Origin of the sequence: Neobacillus vireti (assembly GCF_036962465.1) — a bacterium.
Taxonomy (GTDB): domain Bacteria; phylum Bacillota; class Bacilli; order Bacillales; family Cytobacillaceae; genus Neobacillus; species Neobacillus vireti_B.
In genome coordinates, this window is record NZ_JBALNF010000042.1 from 25,066 (window position 1) to 46,179 (window position 21,114).

Genomic DNA, 21,114 nt, shown 5'->3' on the forward strand with positions numbered 1-21,114 from the left:
TAAGTGTCCATGTGATTATTATGCATGAAAAGATGAATAAATAACAATTTATGCAAATGATTCTAACTTTGTGGGACATAATAAATAATAATGTCGGATAAAAGGGAGGCAGCATGTCTTTTACCATTTATTCAACCATTAGTTTATTCGCCATTATTTATTGCACGGTTAGGCCCAAAATATTAAATACGTTAGAACTGACGATGATTTTCCTTGTAGTTATGTACTTAGACAGTAATGTGATGGATTTGGTCATGTTAAATTTAGACAGAATTGTTTTGGGAAAAACAAGCTCGGACCGTTTCACCTTTTACCTTTCGTTTATCGTATTATATCCGTTAATCATTGCCTGCAGTTTAGACCATCTCAGGAAAGTTAAAGCTGGGTTTGCAAAAGTTCTACTGATACTCTTAGCAGTTTTTTCAATCGTCGGACTGGAAAATGGATTAAAGTACTTACAAGTGCTCACCTATAAAAACTGGAACTGGTCGCTTGATTTACTTCAATGGCTCTGTATCTATATGATTACCTTCTTCCTTCATTATCTGTTCCGCAAATTAGTCCTGAAGGAGTTGGATCACTAATGTTATTACTACCGAAAAAATTCGACCAAAATGAATGGTTTATTATCATTTCATTTCTCCTAACTTATTTCATGATTTTAAAACTTCCTAAGAGATTCCCTTTCACGATAACATTGCTAATTCTTTTTTTCGGGATGGCCTATGTTCAGGTAACGGACCACGTTTTAGCGGGGATCAGTTATAATATGTATGATATTAATGACTATGGAAAATATGAGTGGTTTGATTGGATTGGCTGGTTCATATACCCGCCGTTTGGTTATTTTTTTGTTTATTTCTTTGATAAGTGGGCCATTCGGGGTCTGCAAATATTCTGGTACATTCTCGCCTGGTCATTGATTGCCATGATGGTTGAATGGATTAGTCTGAAATTTAATATGTTTAAGTATTATAGTTGGAATTTCTGCTTCTCCTACCCCGTTTATCTACTCACCTTATGTATTTATCTATTGTTTTACCTATATATAAATAGTACCTTTAAAAAATTAAAATCGTTACGGAAACCGGTGAACTGACTTAACCTGTCTATGATTTGGTTACATTTTGGAAAGACGTTGAGACAGAAAAAAATCACGAGTATAATAGAAAGGAGTTTGACATTTGTTACGTTACGCATCATAGGAGGAAGACATGAAACAGGAAGGTTCTAGATCAATTGCCCTGCCGCTGACGATTTCCATCATTGCGATTTCGTTTTCGGCTATTTTTGTGAAATGGTCAGACGCACCGGCCTCTATCCTTAGTATGTACCGGATGTGGTTTGCCAGCATCTTGATGTTGCCAATCGTTTGGAAAAAGCGGCTTGAATTTAAAAAGATCGTTAAACGAGATTGGTATTTTTTATTTTTTTCCGGCCTCTTTTTAGCGTTTCACTTTGTTCTCTGGTTCGGTTCGTTAAAGTTGACGACCGTCGCAAGTTCTACCATTATTCTAGCGCTGCAGCCGATTGTTTCATTGGCGGGGGGATTCTTTTTGTATAAAGAACGCACCACCCTTTCTGCCCTCATGACCATGGGTATTGCCATCATAGGGGCGATGATGATTGGCTGGGGTGATTTGGCTCTGAGTAAAGGGGCGATTATGGGGGATATTCTCTCATTTTTGAGTGTGATATCCGTCGTGGGTTACTTGTTAATAGGTCAATCGACTGTTAAAAAGGTCTCTCATTGGCTCTATAGTTTTTGCGTTTTCCTATCCGCAGCGATTGTACTGACCATCTATAATCTTTCGGCAGGTGTGGCCGTAACCGGATATCCCGCTAAGGAATGGGGGATTTTTCTATTACTCGCATCCGTACCGACTGTAAGTCACGTCATCAATAACTGGCTATTAAACTATGTAAATGCAACAACGATATCGATGAGTATTTTAGGAGAGCCTGTCGGTGCGACCATTTTAGCGTTCTTCTTACTGGATGAAAACCTGGCAGGCTGGCAAATTGTCGGCGGACTGCTCGTATTAGTTGGCGTCTTTTTCTTTTTGACAAAAAAACAGGAAAAAATAATCCCTGAAGTCGTCAAGGAAAGTAATTTTACTAATTAAATGATTGGATTGAAAAAGGACGCTTAGGTGCGTCCTTTTTTTAATGCTGATGATTCTCAGAATGGAAGTCATTTTCATTCTCCCATGCCAATTGTCTCTGCCTGATTCCTATTAGTAATGTCCCTTGCCACACCCATAATATGCTTTACTTCCCTATCATCATTCATTATAGGGGTTAACATGGCCTTAAATAACTTATAACCACCATTCTTGTAGGACATGTTAAATTCAAGATGGTATGGCTGCTTTCTCACTAAGATTTCATTTATTATGGCAGGAAAATCAGCTTGATCCCCAGGCGCTAAATCAGAAACGAATGTCCTGCCCTCATAATAACTAGGTGGAAGTCCGAGAATGGTGCTATGAGACGGGGAAGCATAGATTACTCTTCCTGTTAAATCAAAGATAGTAATCAAATCCGTCATATTTTCTGCCATTAATCGATACAATTCACTACTTTCACGCAGTGCCTTTTCAGTCTCTTTTAACGGTGTGATGTCAATGCAGGAAACAATCACCTCGACCACCTTTCCGATTCTTTTTATCGGACTTAATGCAGCTAAATAATGAACACCGTTGATTTCTGCTTCATAGGTTAAATTCTCTTCGCCATCCCATGCTTTTTTGTAAATTTCAGCTTTTTCTGTAGCATCTTTCAGCGGAATGATTTCATCTAATCGTTTTCCTACAATTCTATCCTGCGTTAAACCAAGCCTATAGAGGAGACTGCCTTCACACCACGTATGAATAAACTGGCCATCAATTTGTTTAAACTTCAATGTTAATCCCTTCTGACGGCTTAGTGTATCCTGTAATTCCTGTCTGGCAATGCGGGAGGATTCTTCTTCCCATATTTGTTCTTTGACGTCCTGTGAAATACCGAACTCCACGACGAGCCGCTCCATCCTTGTCCAACCTTCAATTAACTCTTCAGGAGGAACAGCTTTACTAAAGAAATATCCTTGTCCCTCATCACAAAGATGCTGCTGTAAAAAGACTAATTGTTCCCTTGTTTCTATCCCCTCAGCCACTACTTTTAATTGAAGATGGTGTGCCATTGATATAATCGTTTTGACAATCGTGACATCATGATTATGTTTTAATTCCCTTACGAAAGACTGGTCAATCTTTAAAGTATCAACAGGAAACTGTTTTAAATAATTCAAAGAACTAAAGCCTGTTCCAAAATCATCAATGCTAATCAGAACACCCAGCTTCTTCAATTCATGAAGAGTAGAAATCGTATGTTCAATATTAATCGTCATACTTTCGGTAATCTCAAGCTCTAAATAATGCGGCTCCAAACCGGTTTCGCGCAGAATTTTTTCAACTGTCGCTACAATGCCTGCATGAGAGAACTGACGAGCAGATAGATTAACAGAGATAACCATCGGCGGTAATCCGTTCTCCTGCCACTCTTTATTCTGACTGCACGCTTGCCTGATTACCCATTCCCCAATTGGAATGATTAGACCCGATTCTTCTGCTATTGGGATAAACTTTTCCGGCGAGACCATTCCTCTTTTGGAGTGATTCCATCGTAGTAAAGCTTCAGCTCCGAATATTTTCCCTGTTAGTAAATTCACTTTGGGCTGATAATGAAGGAACAGTTCATTTTGCTTAATGGCTTTATGAAGTTCCATTTCCAATGTTAATGGATCAAAATCACCTTCATACTTGATACAAGAATAAAAACGATACGTCTTCTTCCCGGCCTTCTTTGCCTGATACATCGCAAAGTCCGCATGCTTAATCAGTGTAGCAACGGTTTCGCCATCCTCCTGTGATAAACTGATACCGATGCTCGGAGAAGTATACACTTCCGTCGTGTTCAATTTAAACGGTGTGGACAAGGCTTCGAGGATTTGATTAGCTGCCGCACCCGCTCGGTCCCGGTCAGCCTCTTTTAAAATGACGATAAACTCATCTCCGCCCTGCCGAAAAATGAGATCCTTTTCCCCAAGGGATGATTTTATCCGTTCAGCGACCTTTTTTAAGAGTAAGTCACCCATGGAATGACCTAATGTATCGTTAATAATCTTGAAGCGGTCAAGGTCAATAAATAGGATTGCAACCTCTTCAATCTTAATCGTCTCGTTTGCTAGAAGAGCCTCTAACATGTTTCGATTAGGAAGACCGGTCAAATAATCATGATAAGCCAAATGCTGTATCATCTCTTGATTCTTGATTTGCTCGGTGATATCTTTCGCAATTCCATACATACCGACAGTTTGTCCATCGACTATAATCGGAATCGTCGTAGTATCCAGATGAATGTTCTCTCCATTTTTCCGCTTCAGCCGGAATCGATTATTTTGCTGGCTTCCTCCATCCTGAATGGTTAAATGGAAAATTCGGATGGTTTCAGCCAAATCCTCTTCATAGATGAGTTCCGAAAAATTCTTATCAAGCAGTTCTTGCGGGCTATAACCTGATAGGGTTTCGCAAACAACATTTGCACTCGTAAATCTTCCCGCTAAGTCCAGCGAATAAACCGCATCGGAATGGTAATCAAACAGTGATTTATACCGTTGTTCACTCATCTTAATTTTCTCTTGGAGGCTATTCATTTCTGTGATTAATTCATGTTCTGTTTGTTTCCGTTTGGTTACATTTTTGGCAACCACTATGGTAATTTTAAACGCTACAATCGACAGAAGAATGATTAGTGATAACCCCAAGCTGACTGCCAAGCTGCTCCCCCCAAAAACCTTAGATAGTATAGATTTAATATACGACTATTTCTCCATTATGAATAGAATATAAATAGTTTATTTTAATATATTTATACTTAATATAGCAATAAATAGGATCATCCACATTGCTAAATTATTTCCATAGCATGAAACTCGTTGAATATTAATAGATGAAAAAAAGAGGCTGTCATACATTCATGACAGCCTCTTTTGCGGTTACATTAGGCATCCTGAACAATTGGCTGGTCAATGACGTCAGTTACAGCTGTATTGGTGGAATTAAATCCGCTTATGGTGATTACTTGTGCACCCGTATTGTTACCACCTGAGCCCTGTGCGGTTTTAGCTGAGCCTTTTGGAGAAACAAACACCGCGCCACCAAATTGCACGACCCCTCCGCTCACGATATTAATACTGACTGGCGGAATGAATGACATAGTTGAACATCCTTTTCTGTTAAATTTCCTAATTCAATTTATGCCAGGTTGATCTATTGTGTGTATCTCCCAAAAATCCCCATTGTAAACTATTAATCTGATAAAGTATTATTTTTTTGTGAGTATATTTTCATGGACGGAGGAGAATAATTGAAGAAAGTTTTAGTAAGTTTTATTTCCTTTTTCTTACTAGTAAATCTTTCTATTACCGGTACATCCGCAGCTACCTTGGAACCAAAGATGCAGGTTAAACTGGTTAATTATATTGGAAATCAGTCACAATTAACCATTACGCCTACAGGGGATTATCTGGTTGAAGAGGCGAACATTCAGTTAACAAGCGGGAAGTCTTATCTTGTAAAATTCGATAATAGTAAAATTTCATTAGTAGAAGGTTCAACCTTGCTTTTCCAAACAGATTCGTTAAATCTAGTCCCTCTAGCGGAAATGAACTATTTAACGATTAACAAACGTGCCTATTTAGGTTCCTTTCATTTTATCCCCGAGAATGGAAAATATGTTCGGCCGATCAATGACGTTTTTATGGAGGATTATGTAAAAGGTGTTGTACCTTTTGAAATGATGGCCAGCTGGAATAAAGAAGCATTAAAATCCCAGGCAGTAGCAGCGAGAACATATGCCCTATCCTATTTAAATAAAGTGATAGATGACACGATCAATTATCAAGTTTACGGCGGTTATGCTTGGCACCCAAACAGTACCGCAGCTGTAGACGAGACGAAGGGTGAAGTATTAAAATCAAACGGCCGATTGATCAGTGCTGTTTTCTCTGCGAGCAATGGCGGGAAAACCGAGTCAAATACAAATGTATGGGGAACATCACCTGTTGCCTATTTGACCATCAAAACAGATGAATTTGACGCTAAAACCCCTTGGACGTTTTCAGTCAAAAAGCAACAAATTAATCCATCCATAATCGTTTGGGACCAAATGAAAGAAGCCGATACTTCGTTAACGTCCTCGATTAAAACTTGGATGCTGACACACGGATACGCAGGGAAAGACATCAAGATTACGGCGATTCCTGTCTTGTCCTTGACGACACCGACCTCGGGCGGCCGTGTATCAAAAGGGAATATAACGATTGAATTTTTAACAAAAGATAAAGTAGATCCGAGTGGTCTATTCACACCGCAAAAACTGGAGTACAAAAATGTACCTGCTTCTCAGATACGAGCTATGGTTGGCATTCGGACCATGTTAAGTTATTTGGTAACAACTATAACCGAAACAACCGAAATGACCACCGTTTCAGGCCTCGGTGATGGTCATGGCGTTGGCTTAAGCCAATGGGGTGCGAAAAACCGGGCAGATGCGGGCCAGAAATATAATGAAATCCTCGCGTTTTATTATGATGGCACAACTTTATCGAAAGAATACACGGAAAGGCCGCAATGGGCCGTTCCGTCAGGTGATGCTGCGACCATACCTGTACTGGAAACTCCACCAAGTGATGCCGGGTCCCCGCCTGGAGTGGGAACTCCACCAAGTGATGCTTTGCCAACTGTAGTGGAAAATCCAACAGCTGACACAATCGCACCAAAGATAAGCAGTGTGAAAGTTAGTGTCGATAATGTAAAAAATAAAGCAGCTATTTCTTTTAATACGGATGAGAAAGCTAAAATTACCGTCTATATTAAAGATAGTAATGGGAAGATTTTGAGCTATTTAGCTCAAAGCGTTTTAACGGAACGTGGCACGATTACAAAGGAATACAGTACTTCTCCTTTAGCAAATGGCAAATATTTTGTTGGGATTATCGCGATCGATGTGTCCAATAACCAGGCCTCAACACTGCCATCTTTTGACGTGAAGAAGATCGTTCCAGTAAAAGATACAACTGCTCCAAAACTAACCGGCATAAAAGTTAGTGTCAATAACACCAGTAATAAAGGTACACTCATTTTTACTTCAAATGAGACTGCGAAATTAACCGTATATGTAAAAGACAGCAAAGGAAAAATCCTCACTTATTTGAAAAAGGACGCCTTAACAAAAGCTGGCACATTAACTCTGCCATACAGCACGGCTCCCTATGCGAACGGCAAATATACAGTTGGAATCAATGCTGTAGATCCAAGTAATAACAAGTCTTCAGCTGCTGCTTCATTTGAAGTTAAAAAGCTGAAAACAGCTAAAGTGATTGTTTCCTTATTACATGTGCGTACTTCTGCTTCGTCAAAAGCAAAAATAATTGGCGTCATAAAGAAAAACCAAACGGTTACGATTCTTTCAACAAGCGGCGGATGGTATCGAATCAGTTATGGAAAATTAACTGGTTTTGTTCCTAAAACAGCTGTGAAATAATAAAAAGGTTGTATCCCTGTCCACAATCCAGGGGATACAACCTTTTTTTATTTGATGATTTTCCGATTACCTCTATTAATCCTCTTTTTGAATAAATATAGAATTAAAGCCTTAAATAACTTCCTTGTCGGTGGAAAAAGCATTAAAAAGCCGATAATGTCGGTAACAAACCCTGGTGTTAATAAGAAAGTTCCGCCGATTAAAATGCAAATCCCATCTAATACCGCATCCCCTGGAAGCTGACCGCGGCTTAGCTGCTCCTGGACCTTCCGAATCGTTTGCAGCCCTTCCCTTTTCGCTAAATAAGCACCAAGGACACCTGTTAAAATAATCAACAGCAAAGTAGGCCAAAAGCCGATGGATTTCCCGAATAAAATCAGTAATCCAATATCCGCTGCCGGTATCGCAATGATCAATAAAAATAAATAACGCATAAAATGCTCCCTCCCAGCCAAACTGGAATCTTGAATTACGTTCTTGTAAATAATAGTACCAAAATTACAGGAGGGATAAAACTATGGGGACTTGTGAACTTTGTGGACGACAAGAGGTAGAAACAACTGTCCATCACCTGCTTCCAAAAGAAATGGGCGGCACTTTCGGAGAAACCGCGAATCTTTGTATTCCCTGTCACAAACAAATTCATGCCCTCTATACGAATGAGGAAATTGCTGCCCGGATTACTACATTACCGGAACTTAGAGCGGATGAAAAGCTGGCTAGTTTTATCAAATGGATCCGTAAACAGCCCTCCACGAAAATCATGAAAATCAGAAAGTCGAAACAACGCAGGCGAAAATAGTTGCTAAAATCAATTTAATCGCGTACGATTGAGTCGTACACGATTTATTTTTGATAAAATGGGGAGGAACGAACATGACAACCGTTTATGATTTTAGTGTAGCGAGGACCAATGGGGAAATGAAATCATTGAAGGAATATGAAGGAAAACCGTTAATTATTGTCAATACAGCGAGTAAATGCGGGTTTACACCGCAGTTTAAGGGTCTTCAGGAATTATATGAAAAGTATAAGGATCAGGGTCTTATGGTTTTAGGTTTTCCTTGCGATCAATTTAACAATCAGGAATTTGCCGATATTGACGAAACCACTCAATTTTGCCAAGTAAACTATGGTGTAACCTTTCCGATGTTTGCCAAAATTGATGTGAACGGAGAGAAGGCAGATCCTTTATTTACTTTTTTAAAAGATCAGAAAAAAGGACTTCTTTCGAGGAATATTAAGTGGAATTTCACAAAGTTTCTTGTCGATGCTAATGGACAGGTCGTCGAGCGCTATGCCCCAACGGTCGATCCACGCCGAATGGAGCAGAATGTCCAAAAATTATTTTCATAAAGGTGATCATTTGAAAGACTTTTTTACGTTAAATAATCAACTCTGTTTTGCCATCTACGAAACGGCCAGTGAATTTACCAAACTGTATACGGCTGTTCTTCAACCCTTCGGGTTAACCTACCCACAGTATTTAGTTCTATTAGCCTTGTGGGAAAATGATGGTGTTACAGTTAAAGACTTAGGCGAAAAATTAACGCTTGGGACCGGAACCTTAACGCCGATGATTGCAAGAATGGAGGGGAACGGCTGGCTGCGGAAGGAGCGTTCCACTGAAGATGAAAGAAAGGTATATATTTTTTTAGAAAAGAAGGCATTCGAGGAAAAGCAGGCTATTACCAAAAAGGTAAGCGGAAAAATTGAGGCCTGTAATATTGAGTTTGATGAGTATAAGCAGCTCATGGAGCAATTAAATCGATTACATGGCAAGCTGCAGCAACAAAAATAGAACAGCGCAAGCGCCCTGTTTTTTTGCGGCTGGGCTGATCCTCGCCCATTCACTGGACATCTATCCTGCATACATTACAGGTAGTAAGAAACTATTCTTGCTGCTGATTACAGAAAAAGGGAGATGTATGCGTATGTTTGGAGGATACGGCGGCTATCATGGAGGGTTCCATGGCGGTTACCCTGGAGGATATCACCATCATCATGGATATTTTCACGGTGGTTATCCTGGTTATGGATATGGATATGGAGGCTACGGTGGTTTCGGTTCACCATTTGTTGGCGGATTCCTTGGCGGGTTAACGGCCGGTGCCCTAACCGGCGGCTATCCTGGCTATGGATACGGATATGGCGGTTACCCATACTATTAAAAAAGATGAAAACGCCCAGTTTGCATGTGTGGTCGCAAACTGGGCGTTTTGTTTATTTGAAACCTTTTATTGTGAAATTACTCTCATCTCTTTTAGAAATGAGAGCAAAAAAAATAAGAGGGCCTGGCCCTCTACCATTTTAGTTACATGCCTTTACTAGAAAATACGATTGACCTTTTTTATGACTTGCTATGATGTTGGGAAAAAAACTTCATGAATGTTAAAACTTATGCGGTTAGTTCTTCTATTAAACCCATTTGCAGGTTGATTAATCGATCAAGTCTTTCACTAAGTCTTACCGTTTCGGCGGAGGTAAAGCCTTTTGACAGCCCTACTGTTATCATTTTTAATCGTAGATTTTCAATTTGTAAAAATAGATCCTCATTCTTCATTTTCGATAACCCCTTATATTAAAACTACCTGTGAATTAAGTTTACTAGTTGTAAGCGAATACATGGAAATAGTTTTCATCATCAAATATCGACACTTTTTATGCTCATCATGGTGATAATTGTTAGGATAATAGTAAAGGGCTCGATAATACTTTTAATCCTTAACGAAGTCCCTCGGAATTTGGCGAACTTGGGAAAATTACCAAATCTATTAATTTTGAATGCTCAGTTCTTCACATGGTGCCTGACACCAATATTCCGTTTTTGACTATGTTTATGGTTAATTGTCAACTCTACCTGCTATTTTCCGAAGGATGTCGTCATACTTTAGCGAATGATGGAATATAAATAGTATCACTCAACTAATAGATAAGGGTGATTGTGAAATGAAGACAGAACAGGTGCGTTATGACGGGAAACTTTTTATTGTAATCTATAAATATAGTTCCGGCTATTGGGAAATTAGAGAGAAGGACAGCAGATTTAATGTACAGCTGGTACATGAATCAGAAGTGCAACCAGTCGAAGAGCTCGGTATCTCTTAGCGGTCCTTCAACTGTCCGAAAACTTTCATCTTTTAAACCCTATTTCCATCTTTATACACTTTATAATCATGTTAGGAGCCGTATTTTTCTAATGATGATGAGGGAGGTTTAAGATGATGAAGCAACTCTGGACAGTAGCAATACTATCGCTTTTATTGTTAGCAGGCTGTTCATCCCATGCTGCCGATAAAAAGGAAGCCTTGGATGGAGAGACACTATATGGAAATAAGTGCTCAGCCTGTCATGGAGGCAATTTAAAAGGCGCTGTGGGACCGCCTATTTTAAATATGAGCAGTAAATACTCGGAAGATGAATTATTTAAGATGATCACTGAGGGATCCGATAAAATGCCAGGGCATCTTTTAACAGATGAGGAATCGAGAGTCGTTACTAAGTGGCTGATGGAGAAGAAATAAGTATTCAATTAAATTACCGTGCCAATATAACTAAAGGTGACAGGCACCATGTGAATTATTCACATGGTGCCTGTCACCTTTAGTCTTTCTACTTTTTAGTGTCTTTTATGACTTTTTGGCGGACGTAATCGAGGTGGAGGTACATTTGGTGGAAGGCTTCGAATGGATCTCCGGCGGCGAGTGCTTGATAGATTGCGGTATGATGGCGGACCGTCCGCTCTGGTTCTCGCACCTTGATTTCATTGTTAATCTTTACCAGTGTCACAATTAAGGAATCAATCATCCCTTCAACAATTGGGTTATCCGCACTCAAAGCAATAATGCGGTGAAATTCAATATCGGCTTCCCCGTATTCCCCATCTTGACTATTCTCAATATAATCAATCGTCTCCTTTAATCTTACCAGCTCTTCCTCACTAATCTTCTCAGCTGCCATCGTGATTAGCCCCAATTCCAATGCCATCCGTGCCTCTACCATTGCCTGCAGGTTATCATGTGCTAACGCTAGCATAACGGAAAAGGGATGACTGCTAATCTTATTATTAAAGAATGTTCCCTCACGTGTTTTCCGTGTGATCACACCTAATGATTCCAGCGAACTAAGCGCCTCACGCAGCACCGGCCGGCTGACATCTAAAATCTCCAATAACTCCATTTCCGTGGGAAGCTTATCCCCTGGTTTTAGCTGGCCGCTAATTAATAGCTGGACAATACTTTCCATCACCTGCTTTGATAACGTATTTCGTTGAACGTATTCAATATTTATTTTTTTAGAAGAATCTTTCATCTCCAGGCTCCTCGAGTCACAATCTAATTTGTAATCTCTTCCATTATTACCTTAAATGAAAAAAGGTTCAAGTGTATTGGATAAGCTTATACCTACCGAGACCCTTGGCGCTGCATGCAGCCAGACATCTAATTCCAACTAAAATAGCTGCCAAGAAAACTTGGCAGCATCCACTTTGGTTATACCCTTAATATACGGCAGATATTTTCTGCTGCAAACTCAATATTTGTTTCTCCAGATTCCAACGCGTCCTCCAAAGAGGTCACTCCGGTTAAAATGCCAATAATAGCCGTAAATCCGTTCTCATACAAAGGCTCCACACCTTTGCCAACCCGGCCGGCAAACGCAATCACAGGGATAGAATACTTTTGGGCAATCGTCGCTACACCAAATGGTGTTTTACCAAAAAGCGTTTGGCCATCAATACTGCCTTCCCCTGTAAACACATAATCCGCACCTTGGATGCGCTCCTCAAGGCCGGTATACTCTATCACAAGGTCAATACCCTTTCGCAACTGAGCATTCAAAAAAGCCATCAACCCGGCACCAAGTCCACCGGCTGCTCCGGCACCCTCCATATGGGCTATATCCTTATTCAGCTGCGCTTTCATCACTTCAGCGTAATGAGCTAAATTATTATCAAGCACCGTTACCACTTCCGGAGTTGCTCCCTTTTGCGGTCCAAAAATAGCAGAAGCTCCGTTTTCGCCGATTAACGGATTGGTAACATCACAGGCCACATCGATTTTGACACCTTTCATTCTTTCATCCAAGCCGCTTAAATCAATCGTATGCAGGCGGCCCAAAGCACCGCCGCCAAGTGGCAGCTCTTCGCCGTTTTCATCTTTAAACGAAATACCAAGTGCTTGAAGCATGCCTGCTCCACCATCATTTGTCGCACTCCCGCCAATTCCAATTAGAAACCGGCTGACACCTTTGTCTAATGCATGCTTAATTAATTGTCCGGTTCCATAAGTGGTGGTTAACAAAGGATTGCGCTCGTCAGGTTTAAGTAATTCCAATCCGCTGGCACTTGCCATCTCAATAACAGCAGTTTGCCCCTCACCTAAGAGACCGTATTCTGCGATGACCTTTTTGCCGAGAGGCCCGAGCACCTCAGTCTTAATTATTTCTCCATTCGTCATACTGACGAGAGAATCGACTGTGCCTTCCCCGCCGTCAGCCATGGGAACAATCACACATTCTGCATCAGGAAAAACTTTCCTAATTCCTTTTTCCATTGCAAGGGCAGCATTTTTCGCCGTCATACTTTCTTTAAATGAATCAGGCGCTAGCACAAACTTCATAACGATCTGTCCTTTACGGTTAATTGAAAAAAATAATGTATTTAATAGGAGAAGGGTGACAACAACGTCACCCTCTATAGTTTTGACTATACTAGTATATTAATTAACGAACCAAGCAAGGGCGCTTGTTATCAAACTTCCAGCCTGGAATGTAGAACTGCATACCAACAGCATCATCACGAGAGTTTAATCCCATATTGTTGTATAATTCATGAGCCTTCATGATTTGCTCCATATCTACTTCCACACCCAATCCTGGCTTATCAGGGATCGCCAAGTGGCCATCGACAATTTGGAATGGATCCTTCGTTAAACGCTCAATGCCTTCCTGCCAAATCCAGTGAGTATCAATCGCCGTAATTTCACCAGGAGCAGCCGCAGCCACGTGGGTAAACATCGCTAGTGAAATATCAAAGTGGTTATTGGAGTGTGACCCCCAAGTTAAACCCCAATCATTACACATTTGTGCGACACGGACAGAACCTTGCATCGTCCAGAAATGCGGATCTGCAAGCGGAATATCCACTGATTGCAGGGAAATCGTGTGACCCATTTGACGCCAGTCAGTCGCAATCATATTAGTTGCGGTTGGAAGACCTGTTTGTCTTCTGAATTCAGCCATTACTTCACGGCCAGAGAAACCATTTTCTGCGCCGCATGGATCTTCTGCATAGGTTAGAATTCCATGCATATCTTTGCAAAGCTCCACTGCTTCTTTTAATGACCAGGCACCGTTTGGATCAAGAGTGATTCTTGCATCAGGGAATCTTTCTTTTAATGCTTTAATCGCTTTGATTTCTTCTTTACCTTCTAAGACGCCGCCTTTTAGCTTAAAGTCTTTAAAGCCATAAAGCGCTTGTGATGCTTCGGCAAGACGGACCACTGCTTCCGGAGTTAAGGCTTCCTCGTGGCGGATTCGGTACCATTCCACTTCAGAATCAGGATTGCTGTAATATGGAAGATCTGTGCGATTGCGATCGCCAACATAGAACAAGTAACCAAGCGTTTTTACTTTGTCACGCTGCTGGCCTTCGCCTAAAAGTGCAGCAACTGGAACATTTAAATGCTTTCCTAAAAGATCAAGTAATGCTGCTTCAATAGCCGTAACAGCATGGATCGTAATCCGTAAATCAAATGTTTGCAAACCGCGGCCAGCTGAATCGCGGCCCGCAAATTCTTGTCGTACCTTATTTAAGATATTATTATAATTACCAATTGATGAACCAACTACTATTTCTCGTGCATCTTCAAGCGTTTTGCGGATACTTTCGCCGCCTGGCACTTCCCCAACGCCGACATTTCCATTACTGTCCTTTAAGATGACAATATTTCTTGTAAAATAAGCTCCGTGTGCGCCGCTAAGGTTTAATAGCATACTGTCACGGCCAGCAACTGGATAGACTTCCATTTCTGTTACAACTGGAGTAGCGTTAATAACTTTCTCAACTGTGTTCATGGGGATGATCTCCTTTTAGGAGAGAACGCAGGGCTTCATGATGCTGCGTTCTCTATTCTTTTTTCAAAAATAATTAACGAGAAATCTCAACGTTAGCTAATTTTTCATAGTATTTTAATAGACTGCTGTGATCTTCAAATTCATGTCCATCAACCTTCAAAGCATACATCATCTCTAACACTGCCGCAGTTAATGGAGCTGGAGCACCGAACTCATGGCTTGTTTCCATTGCGTTTGTTAAATCTTTAATGTGTAAGTTAATTCGGAACCCTGGGTCGAAGTTGCGGTCCAGCATCATCGGTGCTTTTGCATCTAGAACCGTGCTTCCTGCTAAACCGCCGCGGATTGCCTGGTATACAGCTTCTGGGTTTACACCAGCTTTTTGCGCTAAGACGAATGCTTCTGATACAGCCGCAATATTTAAGGCAACGATTACTTGATTGGCAAGCTTTGTGACGTTACCTGCACCGATGTCACCAACATGGACTACGGATCCAGCCATTGCTGCTAATACATCTTGAACTTCCTCAAAAACTTCTTTCTTACCGCCAACCATAACAGAGATCGTGCCATCAATCGCTTTTGGTTCGCCGCCGCTAACAGGCGCATCTAACATTTCAACACCTTTTTCTACTAATGCACGATACACTTCTTGTGAAGCTGCAGGTGCGATTGAGCTCATGTCCACATAGATTAATCCTTCATGTGCACCTTCAATCAGTCCGTTTTCTCCGAGTGCAACAGCTTTAACGTTTGGAGAGTTTGGAAGCATCGTAATAACGATATCTGCTTTTTCAGCGATTGCTTTTGGCGTTGTTTCTATTTCTGCACCTAGTTGTTCAAGTTCTTGCACTGCATCTTTATTAAAATCACTAACGATTAACTGATAGCCCGCTTTGATTAAGTTTTTGCTCATCGGCTTACCCATAATTCCTAGTCCAATAAATCCAATTTTCTTCATTTCTACAACACTCCTACAAATTTTTTTATTTAAAGAGAGTACAAAATTGTACTATCCTTATAAGATGAGATTTGTCTAGCTTCAGCGACCAGCAGCTAGACGGTCGCTGAAGTTTTTTTATTTTTGACACCATGGCGGGCAGCAAACTCAACTTAATTGGTACACATACCTGTTTACTGCCCGGTTGACTCAAAAGAAGTTTTTATCCTACAAACATATTGAGAATTAATACACCGATTAAACCAATGATGGCAAGTGCGGTTGTATAGGTTGTTCTTATTTTAATAGCCTCAGGAACCGATAAATTGAGGTATTCCTTAAACATCCAGAACCCTGGGTCGGTTACGTGAGAGAAAGCAATACTTCCGCATGTAACGGCAAGTGTCATTAATTCCATGCTAATTCCTGAGCTTTGCGCAATCGGTAGTACCACTCCAGAAGCAGTCATTACCGCAACTGTTGCAGAACCAAGAGCAACCCGTAAGAGAGCCGCAATGATCCAAGCTAGGATGATTGGAGACATGTTCCAGCCTGATGTTATATCTTTGATGTAGTCAGCAATTCCACCGTCAACAAGTACTTGCTTAAAGGCACCGCCTGCACCAATAACCAAAATGATCATGGCCATTGGCTTAACCGCATTGGAGCAAGACTGCATAACATCTTTAAGTGGGCGGCCAATTCTAGGTCCTAGCAGCCACATAGAGATTAAGAGAGCAAGTAATAAAGCCATTTCAGATGAACCGAAGAAATCCATAACGTGCCTAAAACCGTTACCTTCTGGTAAAAATAAGGTACAAATCGCATCAGCAGCCATTAGTACCACTGGAATAAGGGCAACGAAAATACTTGATCCAAAGGATGGCATTTCTTCTTCTTTAAACGTTTTGTTCGTAATAAGCCCATCTGGAATGATTGGGTTAATCTTTTTAATAAATGGAAATCTAGTCCAGGTATAGGCGATAAAAGTAGCTGCTGGGATCGCAATAATCAAGCCGTATAAAAGGGTTAATCCCATGTCGGCATGGAAGACGCCAACAACTGCTGCAGGTCCCGGATGCGGCGGAAGAAAGCTATGGCATGTTGATAAACCGATTGACATTGGTAAAGCAACCCATAATAGGTTTAACTTTGTTTGACGAGCAATAACAAATACAAGCGGAATCAACAAGACAAAAGCGACTTCGAAAAACATCGTAATCCCAAGAACAAATGCAGCGATTAAGATTGCAGCTTGAATCCGTTTAATTCCCATTTTGTCTACTAAACTAGTTGCAATTCGCTGTGCGGCTCCCGCATCAGCCATAACGGTTCCAAGCATAGCCCCGATGCCAACAATAAGAGCCGTCCCGCCCAGCTGACCTCCAAGACCATCACCAATGGTTTCCCAAATTTTATCCAGTGGCATTCCGACAAGCAAACCGACAAATATAGAAGTTAAGAGAAGTGCAATGAAACCGTTCATTTTTAGCGGAATCATTAAAACGAGTAAAAGGATAACTGCTAAGGCAACATACAATAATGGCATGTTATTTCTTCCTTTCCCTTAGGAAATTAATAGGTTTGGTAAAGTTCTAAATCTTTTAAAACATTTTCCAAAAGCTTTCTGCTCTCCGGATTCATCTCCGCTGCAGGCCCAAATGCATAGCCCACATCAATTCCTACCATTCTTAAACCTTCTTTTAATACAACTGGGAATGTTGCTTTGTCCACCGCTAAGCGTAATGGAGCAAGTTTAAATTGCAGTTCTAGTGATTTCTGATAGTCGCCAGCAACAAACGTATTGTAAATATCTGCTACTAATTTCGGAGCGATATTTCCTGTGCTAGCGATGGCACCAGTTGCACCATGACATAGACCTGCATAAATGAGTGTGTCGCGTCCTAGTAAAACAGAGAATGATTCACGCGGAGTTACTCGCAAGTACTCAGCCGTTTTTGTAAAATCTCCGCTTGAGTCTTTTATTCCGATAATGTTGTCAACCTTACTAAGCTCTTCGCAAGTCTTCACATCAATTTTTACTTGGGTACGGGCTTCGTTCCCGTAAAGGATGATCGGTAGATTCGTAGACTTGGCAATCGCCTTAAAGTGATCCGCTAACTCAGTTTGCGTTGGTGACATAAAATACGGAGTAAGGACAGATAGTGCTGCAACACCGCCAATTTCCTCAACCATTTGAGCTGTTTGGATACAGTCTCTCGTGGTGATTTCACTAGCCCCACAATAAACAGGAACCCTTCCAGCCGTGTGATCCACTGTTACTTCCACGACACGGCGCTTCTGCTCAGGGGTTAAACCGTAAATTTCACCGCTCGACCCTAGAATAAATAATCCGTGGACACCGCCTGCAATGGTGTAGTCGATGACTTTTCGTAATGCCTCTTCCATCAATTGACCGTTTTTATCTAATGGTGTGACTAATGCGGGGATGACCCCTTTTGGCTTAAACATTTTTTAACTCCTCCCAGCTGTTTAGACTCTTGCTTTTGGACAAGAAGATCTGAAAAATGATTCATTGTGAATCTATTCACATACTTTGTTTTTATAAAAGATTATTATTTATTACGTTAAACATATTTTAAACCTCGTAATCATAATAACCTATATTCTGTAAACAAGTATGTGAATGGTATGACAAATTAATGATATGTGTTGATTTACATATTTTGCACTCGTGAATCATTTCACATACCTATCGTAAACGGTTTCGCTGAAAATAGCTTCGTTCAATTTGATAAATTTTTTCTAGATGTTTTTAGTCATTTGACCAAAATCCCTTTTAAATGTGTAAGAAATATGAATGAATATTAGTCAAGTGACTAATTAGTGACGATTTTACCAAACGTAGTAAACCTTTTTTATTCATTTTTTAGTAACCGTTTACATTTTTATTGTATAATTGTCTTACAAATAAATCATCATTCAAATCGCTAATAATAAGTATACTTTTTTGGGCAAATAAACAAATACTCTTTTTACTATTTTAAAGACAGACAAGGACCGGAGGGAAATCGGATGAAAATGTATCAAGCCCTAGCACAGGAAATCGCCGATAAAGTAATGAATGTTATTCCCTATAATGTAAACATCATGGATGAGATTGGTTTAATTATTGGGAGCGGAGACCCGAAACGGATTGGCACCTACCATCAGGGAGCAATATCCGCGATTGAGCAGGGAACAATTGTTTCGATTTATCAATCAGAGGAGGGCTCCCAGCCAGGTGTCAATATGCCCATCCATTTTCGCAATAAAATTATGGGCGTTATTGGAATCAGTGGTGATCCTAATATTGTCGGACCGTTTGCGGAGTTAGTCAGAGTTACTGCCGATCTATTAATCAACCAGGAATTTCTTTTTAGGGAACGACGTATTCAAGAGCAGATGAAAGAGGAATTTTTATATCAATGGGTATTCCGTTGTGAGGAATATGATACCGCGATAAAGAGCAGCGGTGAGGCGCTTGGCATTAATCTTGATCTAGAGCGAAAAGCAATTGTCGTGAAGGGACGCCACCATAAGGAACCTTATCTGCTAGAACAGGAATTTTCCTTTAGACTCAACCAAGACAGCATTCTTTATGTGGTTCCAAGTGAGAGCGATCTAATCAAAAGAATTGAAGCCGGCCATTCGCCGAATGAAGTTAGAGTGGGACTTGGCAGTAACTATACGATTGTGTCTAAGTCCGTGCATGAGGCCCGTCGTGCGATTGAAATTGTAGAGCGGATGGATCTTCCACAGACCATTTGCCATTATCAGGAGCTAAAATTCATTGATTACCTTACAAATAAAGATATCTCTTTTAACGAAATCACTGATTTTTATAAGGAACACGCTGAAAATCCTAAAGGGCAAGAGCTGATTGAGACCTTGATTTGTTATATAAAAAATTCGGGTGACATGAATGCCATTTCGAAGGAACTTCATATTCACCGGAACAGCTTGGCCTATCGATTACAAAGAATTGAAGTCTTGACCAATAAAAATCCGAAAAACTTTATGGATTTGTTCCAGCTTTTCACAGGGTATATTCTTTATAAAATGCAAAAACAGCCATAGAGGCTGTTTTTTTTATCCGATATAGGAGATAATCGCAATTCCAATCAGTGCAAGGATGGACAAATGCAGTCCATTGGCGCGGAGGCCTGTTTGGACTCCTGAAATCCCAGCAAAACGGCTGACCATCAGATTTAATCCTGAAAAAGGACTAAGGGCGGTGGAAATCGACCAGGTAAGCAGGAGCAATAAGGCCAAGCCAATATTACTTATCCCAATCTCGGCAGGATTCAATTGCATAGCAAGCGCACCCACGGCCGCAATTTGGTGGATCCCCATATAGGTGATACTTAAAACAATCAGCATCACGGCGAGTGCAAACAAGATAAACGACCGGTCCGCCAAGTGGACAAGGAGTGTACTAACCCCATTCGCGGCGCTCGTCCCTTTTATCGCAAACGCCAGCATCCCCGCACTCATGAACAGCATGATTTCATTATTCAACATCGGTACGGTGCGGTCGCGAAGGTCCACTAATGGAGCAGCCATTCGCTTCCAATCTTTCGACACTACTCCATATCCTAAAGGGACTAGGATTGACATCAAACAGACGATAACGATCATTGACCAATGAGTGAACTTCTCCACCACCAAGCAGGCACTCATTAAAATGACAACAAATAGAACAAGCTTAATCATCTGCCGGCGATGCTCTTTTTCAAGCGGAGCCTTTGTTGCCGACCTGTCAGACAGCGGATTCCCTTTTTCCCACAGAGCAAACAACACATTTCCAACCACTAGTGACAAGACCGACAAGCCTATTCCATAGAGAATGTACTCTTCAAAGGGAATATTCAAGTAGTGAAGGACCAATGAAACCGATGCAAAATAGGGTGACCACATGACGGCTGTTGAAAAGCCGACTAGGTAACTTTTGGCTGACATGGTGGATGGCAGCTTAATTTCCTCCATAAACTCATTTAATATTCGGACCGAACCTAAGTTGAGGACCGGCGCTAATAAAAAAAGAGTCCCGGTAATACCTGCGTATAACTTTCTCGGCTGATGCATGAGGTTTCTTAATAAAGCAGCAATGGACCCAAAGTGTCCACTCAGCCTTAAAGGAACCGATAGAAGCGGTGCAAGTGTCAACAAACAAAGTAATGGCAGAATTAGAAAAATACCGTCACTAATTCCCTGGACCCCCGTTCCTTTATGCCATTCGATAACGATTCCCGCCGTCATCATGATGATGCCAAGCCAGCGCGGAAACCGGTCTGCTTTAAAGGCACTGCCCAAGAATGCCAATATCGAAAGTCCGACGACGACGAACTGAAGCCAATTGAGCTCTGCAAAATATTGAACTAAGAATAAGGCGCACATCCCCAAAATGAGATAACTTCGCATAGTAAACGTCTCCCTGCCAGAATCATTTTAATAGTTTCGCATAATCATGCTTTATAATAATCCCAGAAAAATGACAATACAAGAATATT

General features: G+C 40.8%; 22 protein-coding genes. 11 read left to right on the forward strand and 11 right to left on the reverse strand.

What is annotated here, in order from left to right; genetic code table 11:
* The first annotated feature begins 113 nt into the window (after positions 1-113).
* The 3 genes from V7077_RS17940 to V7077_RS17950 all read left to right on the forward strand — a co-directional run bounded on the left by V7077_RS17940 (position 114) and on the right by V7077_RS17950 (position 2,126).
* On the forward strand, positions 114-584 hold the full coding sequence (locus V7077_RS17940; RefSeq protein WP_335504405.1) for a hypothetical protein: 471 nt from the start codon (positions 114-116) through the stop codon (positions 582-584).
* The gene (locus V7077_RS17945) at positions 584-1,099 is read left to right on the forward strand and encodes a hypothetical protein (protein WP_335504407.1); all 516 of its coding nucleotides are present in this window, start codon (positions 584-586) and stop codon (positions 1,097-1,099) included. Before V7077_RS17940 ends, V7077_RS17945 begins: the two co-directional genes overlap by 1 nt.
* 115 nt (positions 1,100-1,214) lie before the next feature.
* Positions 1,215-2,126, forward strand: a complete 912-nt coding sequence (locus V7077_RS17950; protein WP_335504409.1) for a DMT family transporter — start codon at positions 1,215-1,217, stop codon at positions 2,124-2,126.
* 74 nt (positions 2,127-2,200) lie between these two features.
* Here the strand turns inward: V7077_RS17950 and V7077_RS17955 are convergent, their stop codons facing one another.
* The gene (locus V7077_RS17955; RefSeq protein WP_335504411.1) at positions 2,201-4,819 is read right to left on the reverse strand and encodes an EAL domain-containing protein; all 2,619 of its coding nucleotides are present in this window, start codon (positions 4,817-4,819) and stop codon (positions 2,201-2,203) included.
* Positions 4,820-5,043: 224 nt separating this feature from the next.
* Positions 5,044-5,259, reverse strand: coding sequence for a spore germination protein (locus tag V7077_RS17960; protein ID WP_335504413.1), 216 nt, complete (start codon positions 5,257-5,259; stop codon positions 5,044-5,046).
* A 150-nt stretch (positions 5,260-5,409) separates the two neighbouring features.
* Here V7077_RS17960 and V7077_RS17965 point away from each other — a divergent pair, with 150 nt between their 5' ends.
* Positions 5,410-7,587, forward strand: a complete 2,178-nt coding sequence (locus tag V7077_RS17965; RefSeq protein WP_335504415.1) for a SpoIID/LytB domain-containing protein — start codon at positions 5,410-5,412, stop codon at positions 7,585-7,587.
* A 47-nt stretch (positions 7,588-7,634) separates the two neighbouring features.
* Here the strand turns inward: V7077_RS17965 and V7077_RS17970 are convergent, their stop codons facing one another.
* A complete protein-coding gene (locus tag V7077_RS17970; RefSeq protein ID WP_335504417.1) occupies positions 7,635-8,021 on the reverse strand; it encodes an FxsA family protein in 387 nt (128 codons plus the stop codon).
* 83 nt (positions 8,022-8,104) lie between these two features.
* On the opposite strand from V7077_RS17970, the gene V7077_RS17975 reads away from it, so the two are divergent.
* The 4 genes from V7077_RS17975 to V7077_RS17990 all read left to right on the forward strand — a co-directional run bounded on the left by V7077_RS17975 (position 8,105) and on the right by V7077_RS17990 (position 9,758).
* Positions 8,105-8,389, forward strand: coding sequence for an HNH endonuclease (locus V7077_RS17975; RefSeq protein ID WP_335504419.1), 285 nt, complete (start codon positions 8,105-8,107; stop codon positions 8,387-8,389).
* 74 nt (positions 8,390-8,463) lie between these two features.
* Positions 8,464-8,943 carry a glutathione peroxidase gene (locus tag V7077_RS17980; protein WP_335504421.1) on the forward strand — a complete coding sequence of 160 codons (480 nt, stop codon included), beginning with the start codon at positions 8,464-8,466 and terminating at the stop codon, positions 8,941-8,943.
* Positions 8,944-8,953: 10 nt separating this feature from the next.
* Entirely contained in the window at positions 8,954-9,388 is a 435-nt protein-coding gene (locus V7077_RS17985; protein WP_335504423.1) for a MarR family winged helix-turn-helix transcriptional regulator, read from the forward strand.
* A gap of 127 nt (positions 9,389-9,515) precedes the next feature.
* Positions 9,516-9,758 carry a spore coat protein gene (locus V7077_RS17990; protein ID WP_420489671.1) on the forward strand — a complete coding sequence of 81 codons (243 nt, stop codon included), beginning with the start codon at positions 9,516-9,518 and terminating at the stop codon, positions 9,756-9,758.
* A gap of 227 nt (positions 9,759-9,985) precedes the next feature.
* On the opposite strand, the gene V7077_RS17995 is transcribed toward V7077_RS17990, so the two are convergent.
* On the reverse strand, positions 9,986-10,150 hold the full coding sequence (locus tag V7077_RS17995; protein WP_335504427.1) for an aspartyl-phosphate phosphatase Spo0E family protein: 165 nt from the start codon (positions 10,148-10,150) through the stop codon (positions 9,986-9,988).
* Positions 10,151-10,536: 386 nt separating this feature from the next.
* Between V7077_RS17995 and V7077_RS18000 the strand changes: the two genes are divergently transcribed.
* Together V7077_RS18000 and V7077_RS18005 are read left to right on the forward strand one after the other, a co-directional pair.
* Complete coding sequence (locus V7077_RS18000) at positions 10,537-10,695, forward strand: hypothetical protein (RefSeq protein WP_335504429.1); 159 nt, start codon at positions 10,537-10,539, stop codon at positions 10,693-10,695.
* Positions 10,696-10,808: 113 nt separating this feature from the next.
* On the forward strand, positions 10,809-11,111 hold the full coding sequence (locus V7077_RS18005) for a c-type cytochrome (RefSeq protein WP_335504431.1): 303 nt from the start codon (positions 10,809-10,811) through the stop codon (positions 11,109-11,111).
* Between the two features lie 88 nt (positions 11,112-11,199).
* On the opposite strand, the gene V7077_RS18010 is transcribed toward V7077_RS18005, so the two are convergent.
* From V7077_RS18010 to dapA, 6 genes are all read right to left on the reverse strand, one after another.
* Positions 11,200-11,898: a FadR/GntR family transcriptional regulator gene (locus V7077_RS18010; RefSeq protein ID WP_335504433.1), complete on the reverse strand. Its 699-nt coding sequence runs from the start codon at positions 11,896-11,898 to the stop codon at positions 11,200-11,202.
* Between the two features lie 179 nt (positions 11,899-12,077).
* The gene (locus V7077_RS18015) at positions 12,078-13,205 is read right to left on the reverse strand and encodes a glycerate kinase (RefSeq protein WP_335504435.1); all 1,128 of its coding nucleotides are present in this window, start codon (positions 13,203-13,205) and stop codon (positions 12,078-12,080) included.
* A gap of 103 nt (positions 13,206-13,308) precedes the next feature.
* A complete protein-coding gene (gudD, locus tag V7077_RS18020; protein ID WP_335504438.1) occupies positions 13,309-14,661 on the reverse strand; it encodes a glucarate dehydratase in 1,353 nt (450 codons plus the stop codon).
* A gap of 73 nt (positions 14,662-14,734) precedes the next feature.
* Positions 14,735-15,622: a 2-hydroxy-3-oxopropionate reductase gene (garR, locus tag V7077_RS18025; RefSeq protein WP_335504440.1), complete on the reverse strand. Its 888-nt coding sequence runs from the start codon at positions 15,620-15,622 to the stop codon at positions 14,735-14,737.
* A 202-nt stretch (positions 15,623-15,824) separates the two neighbouring features.
* On the reverse strand, positions 15,825-17,150 hold the full coding sequence (locus V7077_RS18030) for a gluconate:H+ symporter (protein WP_335504442.1): 1,326 nt from the start codon (positions 17,148-17,150) through the stop codon (positions 15,825-15,827).
* A gap of 26 nt (positions 17,151-17,176) precedes the next feature.
* The gene (gene dapA / locus V7077_RS18035; protein WP_335504444.1) at positions 17,177-18,073 is read right to left on the reverse strand and encodes a 4-hydroxy-tetrahydrodipicolinate synthase; all 897 of its coding nucleotides are present in this window, start codon (positions 18,071-18,073) and stop codon (positions 17,177-17,179) included.
* 564 nt (positions 18,074-18,637) lie between these two features.
* Here dapA and V7077_RS18040 point away from each other — a divergent pair.
* Positions 18,638-19,681 (forward strand): CdaR family transcriptional regulator, encoded by a 1,044-nt coding sequence (locus V7077_RS18040; protein ID WP_335504445.1) that lies wholly within the window; start codon positions 18,638-18,640, stop codon positions 19,679-19,681.
* 12 nt (positions 19,682-19,693) lie between these two features.
* Here the strand turns inward: V7077_RS18040 and V7077_RS18045 are convergent, their stop codons facing one another.
* Entirely contained in the window at positions 19,694-21,025 is a 1,332-nt protein-coding gene (locus V7077_RS18045; RefSeq protein WP_335504448.1) for a hypothetical protein, read from the reverse strand.
* Between the last annotated feature and the right edge of the window lie 89 nt (positions 21,026-21,114).